Source organism: Mesorhizobium sp. IMUNJ 23232 (assembly GCF_044326205.1).
Classification (GTDB): domain Bacteria; phylum Pseudomonadota; class Alphaproteobacteria; order Rhizobiales; family Rhizobiaceae; genus Kumtagia.
In genome coordinates this window covers 1-13,343 of record NZ_JBIRCY010000011.1, presented here as the reverse complement: position 1 = coordinate 13,343, position 13,343 = coordinate 1, and the positions used below count along the sequence as shown (strand labels likewise).

Sequence of the window (13,343 nt, the reverse complement as noted above, 5' to 3'; positions counted from 1 at the left end):
ATTCCCAATCATGAACACCCAGCACCTTGCATTCGGGCCCTTCGAGTTCATTACCGCGAACGGATGCCTTCTCCGTGACAATCGGCCTGTCGCCATCGGCGCTCGCGGTGCTTCGCTGCTTGCCCTTCTGCTCGCGGCAGATGGGCGTGTCGTCACCAAGTCGGCACTGATGGATGCCGTTTGGCCGGGCCTCGTCGTCGAGGAGAGTAATCTTTCCGTTCAGATTGCTGTCCTTCGCAAGCTGCTCGACCCGGCATCAGACGGCGGCGACTGGATCGTCACGGTCCCACGGGTCGGATACAGATTTTCAGGCCCGGTGGAGAGCCGGACCGACAGGCCCGGTAGCGAAGGGCATGCGGAGGTAAAATCCAGCCCTGCGATTGCAGTAATGCCTTTCGAGAATCTCGGCGGCGATGCCGAGCGACAATATCTGGCCGACGGTATCGCCGACGATCTGATCATGGCGCTCGCTCGGTTCCGATGGTTCCGCGTCGCGTCGCGTGGGGCGAGTTTCGCAAGGAGGAACGGTCCGAGGGATCCGAAGTCTCTCGCGCACGAACTTGGCGTCGATTTTTTGGTGGATGGAGCCATCCGGGATACCGGCGATCGGATGCGGATATCGGTGCACCTCGCCGACGCAATGAAGGGCAGCGCCATCTGGTCCGAACATTACGAGCTTCAGGTGGCCAAGATATTTGCGGTGCAGGACGCCATCGCCGAGCGGATCGCAGCGGCGGTCGAGCCCGAGTTCCTGTTGCAGCATGGACTTCCGGTTGCTCCGCACACCGGCAACGTGACCGCCTGGGACCTTGTGCGGCAAGGCACATTCAATTTTCACAAGGTAACGCAGCCAACCCACCTTCTCGCACGGCGATTCTTCCGAGAGGCCGCGGAGCTCGATCCCATGCTTCCAGAGGCGCAGATATGGCGGGCGTGGGTCAACGCAGGTCTCATCGCCTATGGCTGGACGGAAAATTCCGCTGCCGACGGGAGGGAAGGACTCGATGCGGCCCTGCGGGCGATATATCTCGACGCCCGAAATCCGTATGCGCACTATGCACTGGCGATTGTGTCGGCCTACACAGGCAGGGCTGACCAGGCGATCCTCGCAGCGGAACGATCCATCGAACTCGGTCCGAGCTTCGTCTTGGGGCATCTCGTCCTCGGCATGGCCCGTCTTTTCGCGGGCGACGCGGCCGGCGCGCGAAAGCCGCTGGCTCGCGGCCTCGAACTCAACCCCCACGATCCGCAGAATGCGGTCTGGTTCAGCCTCTTGATGCTTGCGCTGTTCTTTTCGGGCGACGTCGAGGGCGCGCTCGACACGGGGCGTGCGGCGCTGAAGGCGCGGCCTGACTGGCCGGCGCTGCTCCGCATTCAGGCGTGCTGCCACACGGCCTTGGGACATAGTCAGGAGGCTCGCCGCTTCTCCGCCGCTGCAGGCGATCTCCCGGAGCCTGCTGGCGATGCGCTTGGTTCGTTCAGAGATGGCAACAAGGAATGGGCGACCCGCCTCGAGGGCCTGCTGCGAGAGGCGGAACATCAAACGACCGGTTCCGGCCGTAGTGCCGTCTTTCCTGAACACTAGGCACACGACCGCTTCCCACCTCAAGATAGGTAGAACAGCAACGAATCTTGGTCGTTGAAAACGGTCATCCGCGATGCATCGGATGACCGCCTCATCGTCAGATTTCAGCACGCTCTGCGATGGGGCCGCAAGCGGATCGGCAGCTTTTGGCTTCGCAAGACGGTCGCAGAGGTCGAGCCGCAGGGTTTGTGGTCAGTCTCGCGCCAGCACGCATGGCTGGGGACAATTGAACCCGGATGTCGGAAGGAACTAGACGTTCTCAGATTTGGCTGACAGCCAGCCTCCCGAAAAGCCGGCTCTGCACAAACCGGTTACCAGTGGGACGCAGTCGCGCATGATGTTCCACAATAGACCAGTGCGGTAATTTTCGATCATAAGGACTACCGGCCCTTGGTCGATGCCAAAATGATAGGGTGATACCCACCATCCAATCGGACTCTCGGTAATTTCAAACGACTGATTGAACGACGGCTTAAATCCATAGAGTCGGGTCATGCCGAGATTCATGCGGGCAAAGTTGCGTACCGTTGGAATGACGATCTCGGGGGCGAACGGCAGCGAAGCGATAACGACCCATGGGGCTACGGTTCCATCGTCCGGACCATAGGGCGCGCCCCTGGCGACGTAATCGAAGAACTCGCACTCGGTGCCGCCTACCTCTCGCTTTGCCCAACCGGGGCCATCACATGCCGTGAAACCCCAGCAATATCTTCCATAGCCGATATGGTTCATCGGGTTGCGAATTGCGTATTCCTGCTGAACGAATGTGGCTTGCCGGCTGTTCTGAAAATAGTCGGAGTCATGCTTTCGCATGAAAGCGTCCCGGATGCCCCGGAAGTCCACCCACATATGCGAAAGCTGATGGGTGAACAGCGGCCCGGAATAGAGCAGGTCGCGACCGTAGATGGTCTTCCAATCGTAGGTGGCGGTATATGCCGTGTAGCTTTCCGGCTCGAGCGGGTGCGTCGGCGATCCCAGGCCAAGGAAGTAGAGCAACAAACCTTCGTCGTAGCCTCGCCAACGATACGGAATGAAGCCCTTTTCCGGAATCCAGCCATGCGTCAGAGTGGGCTCCCCATCGCAAGCCCAGGTCCAATCCGTGCGTTCGTACAGGCCGTGCGCCAGCCACCGAATCTCGGCTTCGTCGGGCGTGTTCTTGTCAAAGTAGGTTGCGACCGTAAGGGCACCTGCGAGCAGGAAGGCGGTGTCTATCGTGGACAACTCACAATCCAAGACCCGACGTCCGGTTTCGATGTCGAGGAAATGGTAGAAGAACCCCTTGTAGCCGGAAGCGTCCGGTTCCGCTCCCTGCGGACATTCCATCAAGAAGCGCAGACGTTTGCGGGCGATCTTGGCAGCGAATTCCCGGATAATGACGCCGCGCTCCACTACGACCGGGAGTGTGGCGAGTGCCATTCCAATTGCCGCGATGCTTGCGGGTGAATCCGATGCCGTCTTGTCGCGTACAAGTCCGTTGTCCGGATTGGTCCCGTGCAGATAGTACAGCAGCGTCGTGAACTGCAGGCGAGCAAGGTCCTGATCGGTTGGCAACCGATTGAGATCGAGGTCCGTCGAGACGGCATCGGACATGGATCGCTCTTGAACACTGTCCGTCCTTGCCGCAGTAGAGGCTTGCAACCATTCAACGGCATGGATGCGACGAACCTAACTTGTTAGGCTGAACGCGCGACGCAGTAAAGAACACTACGGTAACTTACCCCGGCACGATTGATTACCGCTCGCCGCTGATTTTTAAATGCGCGACGCGACGAACTCCCGTGCATTTCGGGTTGGCGCGCCGCTTCCGCGCTCCGAATGCACACGTTGCTCCTCGATTGATTTGGGAGGCGGTGATCGCACACGCTGACTGGGCCCCCGAGCTGCTAAGCGCTCTTGCGGCCATACGCGCCGGCAACCGCCAAGCGGCCAGGCAAGAGTTCTTCTCGGATCACGATCGGTTTTTCGCTCACTACACTTCAGCCGACACCGTCAAGAAGGTTCTGGACTCGCGCGGGTTCTACATGCGCAACTCGCGTCTGATGAACGACCATTCGGAGGTCTCTCACGGCTTCCAGATGGTCCTCACCGCCGTGAGCGAGACAGACGGGGGATCGCAATACAAGGCGGCTTGGTCATCCGTTGAGCCGCGGCTTGGTGAACGCCTCCCTCAACTGATCGCGGAGTGGGCTGGCAAGGTGATGGACGATTGCTTCATCATTTCGGTGTCGGAGCACTTGGCGGCGGACGACGACGGTCTCCTGTCCATGTGGCGGGCCTACGGCACAGGCGACCTTCGGGTCGCACTTGTCGCAAGGCCTGGCGCCGTTGCGCCGATGGCGGAGGCCGGAGTTTTCTTGACGGCGTGCCTCTACGGAGATGTTCACGACGTCGGCAGGGAGCTTGGGGGCAAGGCTGCTGCGCTTTGCCGACATGCCGGCGCCTTCCGTGATCTGTCACCCGATCTCATCGAGCAACTGGCACTTGCCGACGCAGTCAATTTTGCGGTCTCGATCAAACATCCGGGTTTTGCCGAAGAGCGGGAGTGGCGCTTTGTCTATGTGACGGATTTTCCCAGTGCGGAGATGAATGCGCGACGTGAGGCTGTCGTTTGGGGCGGAATCCCGCAGATCGTCTACAAGCTGCCGATCATCCTGCCGTGCGACGCCGGTTGGACCCCCGACAGGCTATCGCTCGAGCGCATTATCCTCGGGCCGTGCGCAGAATCCCGGACGGTGCGACGAGGTTTGGTGCAATTGCTTGGCGACTATGGCTTCGAGAACGCTGACGACATCGTCCGCGCCTCGGGTATCCCATACCGCCAGAAGATGTAAATGTTCAATCAGGTTCGGAGGAAGCGGTCATGGCAAAGACAGCAGCGACGAAGCGGAACCAGAAACAATCTTCGACCGCAGACGGTCCCTTGTCAGAGTCTGAGCTGCAAAAGCTCGATGCCTACTGGCGTGCGTCCAACTACCTCTCGGTTGGCCAGATTTATCTGCTCGACAATCCGCTTCTGAAAAAACCGCTGAAGCGCGAGCACATCAAACCGCGCCTCCTGGGTCATTGGGGGACGTCTCCGGGGCTGAACATGCTCTACGTCCACCTCAACCGGGTCATCAAGCGCGATGACGTCGACATGATCTACATCATCGGACCGGGCCACGGAGGCCCGTCGCTTGTCGCCCACGCATATCTCGAGGGCACCTACAGCGAGGTCTATCCGAACGTCAGCCAGGATACGGAAGGCATGGGGCGGCTGTTCAAGCAGTTCAGCTTTCCGGGCGGCATACCCAGCCACGTCGCGCCGGAGACGCCCGGCAGTATCCACGAGGGCGGCGAACTCGGCTATGCGCTCAGCCACGCTTACGGCGCTGCCTTCGACAATCCCAACCTGATCGTTGCCTGTGTCGTCGGGGACGGCGAGGCCGAGACAGGGCCTCTTGCGACGGGATGGCACGGCAACAAGTTCCTGAACCCGGCCCGCGACGGGTGCGTGCTGCCGATCCTGCATCTCAATGGCTACAAGATCGCCAACCCGTGCTTCCTGGCGCGCATTCCGAGGGAGGAACTGCGGAAATTCTTCGAGGGCATGGGCTATGCGCCATACTTCGTCGAAGGCCATGACCCGGCCGATGTCCATCAGCAGCTTGCCGGTGTGCTTGACGCCGCGGTCGCGGACATCAAACGGATCCAGGCAAATGCACGCGAAAAGGGCGATCTGACGCGACCTGCCTGGCCTATGATCGTCTTTCGCACCCCGAAGGGGTGGACCTGCCCGGCGGAGATCGACGGCAAGAAATGCGAAGATTATTGGCGCTCGCACCAGGTGCCGATGGGCGACATGGACAGGCCTGAGCATATCCGGGTGCTCGAAGGCTGGATGAAGAGTTACCGGCCGGAAGAGCTGTTCGACGAGACCGGCCGGTTCGATCCGGAACTCGCCGCCCTTGCGCCGAAGGGCCACCGTCGCATGAGCGACAACCCGCATGCCAATGGCGGCCTGCTGCTGCGCGACCTACGTCTGCCCGACTTTCGCGACTATGCCGCGGACGTGCCAAGCCCCGGCTCCGTTTCCGTCGAAGCGGCGCGGGTCATGGGTACCTATTTGCGCGACGTCATGAAGCTCAATCTTGGGGCCCGGAACTTCCGGCTGTTCAGTCCCGACGAGAACAATTCCAATCGCTGGCAGGACGTGCTCGAGGTCACCAATCGCTGTTACATGGCCGAGATCTACCCGGAGGACGACCACCTCTCTCCCGACGGCCGGATTATGGAGGTGCTGAGCGAACATCAATGCCAGGGCTGGCTGGAAGGATACCTGCTGACCGGCCGGCACGGCTTCTTCTCGTGCTACGAAGCCTTCATCCACATCATCGATTCGATGTTCAACCAGCACGCCAAATGGCTGAAGGTGTGCAATCACATTCCGTGGCGGCGGCCGATCGCGTCGCTGAACTACTTCCTCAGTTCCCATGTCTGGCGCCAGGACCACAACGGCTTCAGCCACCAGGATCCGGGCTTCATCGACCACGTCGCCAACAAACGGGCTGAGGTTATCCGCATCTACCTGCCGCCGGACGCCAACACGCTGTTGTCGGTGACTGATCACTGCCTGCGCAGCCGCAATTATGTGAACGTCGTGGTGGCCGGCAAGCAACCCGCACCGCAGTGGCTGACCATGGACCAGGCGGTCAAGCACTGCGCGGCGGGCCTCGGCATCTGGGAATGGGCGAGCAACGACAAGGGCGCCGAACCGGACGTTGTCATGGCGTGTTGCGGCGACGTTCCCACCCTGGAGACCCTCGCCGCCGTGGAACTGATCCGCAAGCATCTTCCGGAACTGAAGGTGCGCGTGATCAACGTCGTCAATCTGATGAAACTGCAGCCGCAGAGCGAACATCCGCATGGGCTCTCGGATCGCGATTTCGATGCGCTCTTCACCAGGGACAAACCCATCATCTTTGCGTTCCACGGCTATCCCTGGCTCATCCATCGGCTGACCTATCGCCGTACCAATCACGGCAATCTGCACGTGCGCGGCTACAAGGAGATCGGAACGACGACGACGCCGTTCGACATGGTGGTGCTCAACGACCTCGACCGCTTTCATCTGGTGGAGGACGTCATCGACCGACTGCCGCAACTGGGGCCGCGCGCCGCCTATCTCAAACAGGCGATCCACGAGAAGCTGATCGATCACCGCAATTACATCGAAAAGCATGGCGACGACATGCCGGAGATCAGCGGCTGGCAGTGGGCCCTGAGCAAGAAGGCCGGCCGCTCACGCAAGACATCCACCGAAGGGGACAACATCTAGCAAGCTGGCAATAGGTCATACTGTAATTTACGCCTTGTTTTGTGCACTGCGGTAGACTGACACGAAGCTGTCACCTATTGCCGTCCAAGCTGGCCAGCAATGCACTCGGTCGCCGCAGTTCGCTGCAATGCCGCCGAAGGTTGACGGCGCCGAAGCTGTTGTGGAGGGTCCAATGGATTCCGACGCCTTTTCCTATGCCGTTGACGCCTGGCAGCGCTGTATCCTTTTCCTCGACACGATGCAGAAGCGCGCCGTTCAGTATGGCGAACATGCCGCGAAAACCGCGCCCCACGTGCTGGATTACGACGCTGAACTGATCTCTGACGGACGGACGTTACTCCGGTCCGTGAACTATGCCCTTGTTCGTATCGTACCGCCCATCGGCATCTCGATCGATCCGCGGAAGCGTCCTTTCGTCGTCGTTGATCCGAGGGCAGGCCACGGTCCCGGCATTGGCGGCTTCAAGGCGGACAGCGAGATCGGTGTAGCCATGAAAGCGGGGCACGCCTGCTATTTCATCGGCTTCCTGCCGGACCCACAGCCCGGACAGACGATCGAGGATATTGCGACCGCCGAAGCCGTGTTTCTCGAGAAAGTCATTGCGCGGCATCCCGATGCGGACGGCAAACCTTGCGTCATCGGCAACTGTCAGGCGGGATGGGCGGTGATGATCCTGGCGTCGCTGCGTCCGGAACTGTTCGGGCCGATCATCATCGCGGGCACCCCGCTGTCCTACTGGGCCGGCGTCAGGGGCCAATTCCCGATGCGCTACACCGGCGGTCTGCTCGGCGGCAGTTGGCTGACCGCGCTTGCCGGCGATCTCGGAGCGGGCAAGTTCGACGGCGCCTGGCTGGTGCAGAACTTCGAGAACCAGAACCCTGCAAACACGCTGTGGACCAAGCAGTACAACCTCTACTCCAAGATCGACACCGAAGCGGAACGATACCTCGCCTTCGAGCGCTGGTGGGGCGGGCATGTGACACTCAACGCTGAGGAGATGCAGTTCATCGTCGATGAACTGTTCGTGGGCAACAAGCTGGCCGCAGGCGAGATCAGGACCTCGAACGGAACGGCCGTCGATCTGCGCAACATCCGTTCTCCCATCCTCGTTTTTTGCTCAAAGGGTGACAACATCACGCCGCCGCAACAGGCGCTGGACTGGGTCCTCGATCTCTACGACGACGTTGCGGAAATCCGCGCGCATGGCCAGACCATCGTCTATTGCATTCACGAGAAGGTCGGCCACCTCGGAATCTTCGTTTCGGCCGGCGTCGCGCGCAAGGAACATGACGAATTTGCTTCCAACATCGATTTCATCGATCTCCTGCCGCCGGGACTCTACGAGGCGGTGCTGGAACCGAAAGGCGCGGCAATCGAGAACCCGGACCTGGTGATCGGCGAATGGCTGATGCGCTGCGAGGCCCGCACTTTGGACGATATCCGGGCGCTGGGCGGCAATTCGCTTGAGGACGAACGCCGCTTTGCAACCGCTGCGCGTCTCTCCGAGATAAATCTTTCGATCTATCGGGCGCAGGCTCAGCCATGGGTGAGGGCTCTGGTATCGCCGCCGGTTGCCGAGGCGATGCAGCGCCTGCATCCGCTGCGCCTTCAGTATGAGATTTTCGGGCCGGAAAATCCTTGGATGTCTTGGATCACGCCCGCCGCCGAGCGTGTTCGCGCCGAGCGTCGGCAGGTTTCGCCCGACAACATGTTTCTCAAGCTGCAGGAGCAGATGTCGAAGCAGATCGTCGAAGGGCTCGAAGCCTGCCGAAAGACGGCCGAGAAATACGCGGAAGAGACTTTTCATGCCATTTACAGCATGCCGGCCCTCCAGGCGGCGATGGGCTTGAGCGCCGATGATGACAAACGCCCCCGCAAGGCCGCCAAAAGCTTACTGCACGAGGCTCTGGTCAAGGCGCGTATTGCCGAATTGAGAGCCGGCATGACCCGTGGCGGCATGGCGGAAGGTCTTGCCCGCGCGCTGCTTTATGTTCGCGCCGCGAGCGGTACTGCCGACGAGCGCGGTTTGGAGGCGATCCGCAGGATTCGTTCCGCCGAACCGGCCGCGCGCGCGATGACGCTCTCGGAATTCAAGGCGCTGATACGCGAACAATACTTCCTGCTTCTCGTCGACGAAGAAACTGCGCTTGCCGCGATCCCACAGTTGCTGCCCGAGAATCCACAGGAGAGAAGCGCTGCCTTCGGCAAGCTGCTCGACGTGTTGGAATCGCGTGGTCAACTGACGCCGCAAGAGTCGGAAAGGCTGACGCGATTGAGCACTCTGCTGGGCTTCGAAGGTGTTCCCCAACGAACCGGCCCGATCGTCCCAATCGGGCGTAAGGCATCGTAGCAGCAACCGAAAGCCAGAGGATGGTCCTCAAAGTGTTGAAGAGCGCAGGAACCGTTGAGTTGTCCAAATACGAGCGGCTGATCGCAGCGGCGCAGCGCGAAACGCCCGCCATCACAATCGTCGCGCACCCCTGCAACGAGACCTCACTTACGGGCGCAGTCGAAGCGGCCAAAGCGCGGCTGATCGTTCCCGTTCTGGTCGGGCCACAGGCCAGGATCCGCGCTGTAGCTGCGGAGCATCACATGGACATCGGCAGCTACGAGATCGTGGACACGCCTCATAGTCACGCCTCCGCCGCGCGCGCCGTCGCATTGGTCCGCGAGGGCCGGGGCGAGTTGTTGATGAAAGGCAGTCTGCACACCGACGAGTTGATGCGCGAGGTCGCCTCATCGGCCACCGGGCTCCGCACCGAGCGACGCATCAGTCATGTGTTCGTCATGGATGTGCCCGGCCACGAGGAAACACTGTTCATAACGGACGCCGCCATCAACATCTCCCCCGACCTCGATGCCAAGCGGGATATCGTTCAAAATGCCATCGATCTTTTCGCCGGCATTGGTCTGGGCGAGCCGAGAGTGGCCATTCTGTCGGCGGTCGAGACCGTGACAACAAAGATCCCGACAACCATCGAGGCCGCCGCGCTCTGCAAGATGGCCGAGCGCGGGCAGATAACCGGCGGCCTGCTCGAGGGTCCGTTGGCCTTTGACAATGCCATCGACGTCGAGGCGGCGCGGATCAAGGGGATCAACTCACCAGTCGCCGGGCGAGCCCAGATCCTTGTCGTTCCCGATCTCGAAGCCGGCAACATGCTGGCGAAGAACCTCACATTCCTGTCGCATGCGGATGCTGCCGGGATCGTTCTTGGCGCGCGCGTACCCATCATCCTCACCTCCCGCGCAGATTCGGTGCGGACCCGTTTGGCGTCATGCGCCGTCGCGGCTCTTTATGCTGCCGCACGGCGTCGGGCCACGCAGGTTGCTGCCTGAGATGGACGCAATCCTCGTCGTCAACGCTGGTTCGTCGAGCCTGAAGTTTCAGATATTCGAGATCATCGATGGAAAGCCCGAAGGTCGTATTCGCGGTCAACTCGATGGAATCGGCGTGCGGCCGCGCCTGCGTGCAACATCCGATGGACGAGTGCTGGTCGAGCGGACCTATCAGCCGGCGGAGGTCGCGGACCTCCCGACCGCCGTGGGCAAGGCGCGTGAATGGCTAGCCAGCCTCGACGGTATCGCATTGCGGGCAATCGGCCATCGCGTGGTGCATGGCGGCCCGGACTACGACCGGCCGATCCTCATCGACGCAATGGTGCTTGATCGCCTTGTCGAATACCAGAACCTGGCGCCACTGCATCAGCCGAACAATCTCGCGCCCATCCGCCTGGTCATGGATATCGACCCGAGCATCCCGCAGGTCGCGTGCTTCGACACTGCGTTCCATCGCGGCCGGCCGGAAACGGCCGATTGCTACGCGCTCCCGCGATCGCTGTACCAGCAGGGCGTACGCCGTTACGGCTTTCATGGACTATCGTACGAATACATTGCCGAGCGACTGGCCGAGATTGCACCGACGAAGGACAAAGTGATCGTTGCCCATCTCGGCAGCGGGGCGTCAATGTGCGCGCTCGGTGACGGACGCAGCGTTGAGAGCACCATGGGCTTCACAGCACTCGACGGTGTGCCGATGGGGACCCGGCCAGGCCAACTCGACCCGGGCGTCGTTCTTTATCTCCTCCAGAAGGGAATGAGCCAGCAGGCGATCTCGGACCTCCTGTATCGCGAATCCGGGCTGAAGGGCCTGTCCGGAATCTCGAACGACGTGCGTGATCTGCTGGCAAGCACTGATCCGGGGGCCAAGTTCGCGATTGATCATTTTATCCATCGTTGCGGGTTGAATGCCGGCCTTCTCGCGGCCGCACTCGGCGGGATCGATGGGTTCGTCTTCACTGCGGGAATTGGCGAGAATTCGTCGGCCATCCGCGCTCTCCTGGCCGAAAAGCTTGCGTGGCTGGGCGCGGAACTGGACCACGCCGCCAACGAGGCGGGCGCAACGGTGGTCTCCACGGCGACGAGCCGGATCAAGCTTTTAATCATCCCGACCAACGAAGAACTGATGATAGCGCGCCACACGCTGGCGATAGTCGGAAATCCGTGATGGAGAACCTAATGTCCCTTCCTTCCGTGAAGGCAAAACTTCTCGAAGGCCGCCGAGGCTTGATCGTCGGTGTCGCCAATGATCAGTCCATCGCTTGGGGCTGTGCCCGCGCGTTCCGTGCATTCGGAGCCGAACTCGCGATCACTTACCTCAACGACAAGGCCAAAAAGTTCGTTGAGCCGCTCGCGCAACAGGTGGAAGCCAGCATATTCATGCCGTTGGACGTCTCTCTGCCCGGTCAGTTCGAGGCCGTATTTGAACGCATCGAGGCAGAGTGGGGTTCGCTGGATTTCCTCATCCACTCCATCGCCTTCTCGCCGCGAGATACCTTGGCCGGGCGTGTTACTGACGTGCCCCGCGACGGCTTTCTGACCACAATGGATATCTCCTGCTGGTCCTTCATGCGCATGGCCCATCTGGCCGAGCCGTTGATGAAGAACGGCGGATCGCTCTTCACCATGACCTATTACGGGTCGCAAAAGGTGGTCGAGAACTACAACATCATGGGCGTCGCGAAGGCCGCGCTCGAAAGCGCCGTTCGCTATATGGCAGCCGAACTGGGGCCGAAGGGAATTCGCGTTCACGCCATCTCGCCGGGGCCACTGGCAACCCGCGCTGCGTCAGGCATTCCCGAATTCGACGAGCTTCTGGCGAAAGCGGAGAGAAAGTCTCCTGCTCGTGAGCTTGTGAGCATCGATGATGTTGGTGTCGCAACAGCGTTTCTTGCTCATGATGCAGCCCGGCTGATCACCGGGCAGATCCTGTACATCGATGGCGGATATCATGCCGTCGACTAGCCGCGGATTGATGGGCTATTCGCAAAACACGGGAAAAGGTCGGTACCCTTCGAAATAGGAACGGCGTCGCGCAGCGTCCTCCGCGTAGTGCTGACAATGTCTGCTTTCGGGGTGTGGCGAAGCTGATCACTTAGAGCGACGGGCGAGAAGAGAGAATCGCGGGTTTCGCAGGTATTAAAAGTCTGATTCCATGGCGGCAGGAGGTAGTTGCCATGGGAAAGCCGATTTCGTCGGATTTGCGGGAGCGTATCGTGCGCGGGGTGGAAGCTGGCCAATCACGCCGTGCGATGGCGGTCCGGTTCGAGGTTGCGCCGTCGACGGCGGTGCGCATCCAGGCGCGCTACATGGCGACCGGATCGGTCGCGCCGGCCACGCAGGGCCGTCCCGAAGGCTCTGGCAAACTTGGTCCTTACCGCGAGGCCATTGTCGACAAGGTGAAGGGCAAGCCCGACATCACCATGCCGGACCTCGCCATCTGGCTGGAGGCGGAGCACGGGGTGAGCGTCGATCCGTCGAACCTGTCCAAGTTCCTGTGCCGGCAGGGCTTCACATATAAAAAACAGTTGCTGGCCTCGGAGCAAGAACGCAGTGACGTGAAGGCGGCACGCCGCGAATGGCTGGACCGCCGCCAGCCCTTGATGCGCGCCCAGCCGGCGCGGCTTGTCTTCATCGATGAAACCAGTGTGAAGACCAACATGACGCCATTGCGAGGGCGCAGCCTTTGTGGCGAACGACTACCGGCCGATGCTCCGTTCGGCAAATGGCAAACCCAGACCTTCATAGCGGGCTTGCGATGCGATGAACTCATCGCCCCCTGGGTCATCGAAGGGGCGATGGATGGCGCTGCTTTCGATGCCTATGTCGAGACCCAACTGGCGCCCTGCCTGAGACCCGGCGAGGTGGTGCTTCTCGACAACCTCAACGTCCACAAGAGCCCGCGCGCCGCAAAGACCCTCGCCGCGTGCGGTGCATGGTTCCTGTTCCTGCCCAAATACTCGCCCGACCTCAACCCCATCGAGAACGCATAGCCGGGAAACCTCTGAAGGTGAGGTTCCGTTGATACCACGCATTGGCCACAAAGCGCTGATTCTGTTGGCCCAATGGATGGCGAATCGGGATGAGCCAGAAGCGAATACACAT

The 13,343-nt window shown here is 60.9% G+C and carries 9 protein-coding genes; 8 read left to right on the top strand and 1 reads right to left on the bottom strand.

What is annotated here, in order from left to right:
• Positions 1-10: 10 nt before the first annotated feature.
• Complete coding sequence (locus tag ACH196_RS10305; RefSeq protein ID WP_396646801.1) at positions 11-1,585, top strand: winged helix-turn-helix domain-containing tetratricopeptide repeat protein; 1,575 nt, start codon at positions 11-13, stop codon at positions 1,583-1,585.
• Positions 1,586-1,834: 249 nt separating this feature from the next.
• Here the strand turns inward: ACH196_RS10305 and ACH196_RS10300 are convergent, their stop codons facing one another.
• Positions 1,835-3,175 (bottom strand): glucoamylase family protein, encoded by a 1,341-nt coding sequence (locus ACH196_RS10300; RefSeq protein WP_396646800.1) that lies wholly within the window; start codon positions 3,173-3,175, stop codon positions 1,835-1,837.
• A gap of 188 nt (positions 3,176-3,363) precedes the next feature.
• Here ACH196_RS10300 and ACH196_RS10295 point away from each other — a divergent pair, with 188 nt between their 5' ends.
• The 7 genes from ACH196_RS10295 (at position 3,364) to ACH196_RS10265 (ending at position 13,231) form a co-directional block, all read left to right on the top strand.
• Entirely contained in the window at positions 3,364-4,416 is a 1,053-nt protein-coding gene (locus ACH196_RS10295) for a hypothetical protein (protein ID WP_396646799.1), read from the top strand.
• Between the two features lie 29 nt (positions 4,417-4,445).
• Positions 4,446-6,902: a phosphoketolase gene (locus ACH196_RS10290; RefSeq protein WP_396646798.1), complete on the top strand. Its 2,457-nt coding sequence runs from the start codon at positions 4,446-4,448 to the stop codon at positions 6,900-6,902.
• Positions 6,903-7,074: 172 nt separating this feature from the next.
• Positions 7,075-9,252: a DUF3141 domain-containing protein gene (locus ACH196_RS10285; RefSeq protein ID WP_396646797.1), complete on the top strand. Its 2,178-nt coding sequence runs from the start codon at positions 7,075-7,077 to the stop codon at positions 9,250-9,252.
• 20 nt (positions 9,253-9,272) lie between these two features.
• Entirely contained in the window at positions 9,273-10,238 is a 966-nt protein-coding gene (locus ACH196_RS10280) for a phosphate acetyltransferase (protein ID WP_396646796.1), read from the top strand.
• Position 10,239: 1 nt separating this feature from the next.
• Positions 10,240-11,406 carry an acetate/propionate family kinase gene (locus ACH196_RS10275; protein WP_396646795.1) on the top strand — a complete coding sequence of 389 codons (1,167 nt, stop codon included), beginning with the start codon at positions 10,240-10,242 and terminating at the stop codon, positions 11,404-11,406.
• Positions 11,407-11,417: 11 nt separating this feature from the next.
• Entirely contained in the window at positions 11,418-12,203 is a 786-nt protein-coding gene (fabI, locus tag ACH196_RS10270) for an enoyl-ACP reductase FabI (protein ID WP_396646794.1), read from the top strand.
• 251 nt (positions 12,204-12,454) lie between these two features.
• Positions 12,455-13,231 carry an IS630 family transposase gene (locus ACH196_RS10265; protein ID WP_396646793.1) on the top strand — a complete coding sequence of 259 codons (777 nt, stop codon included), beginning with the start codon at positions 12,455-12,457 and terminating at the stop codon, positions 13,229-13,231.
• The last annotated feature ends 112 nt before the right edge of the window (positions 13,232-13,343 follow it).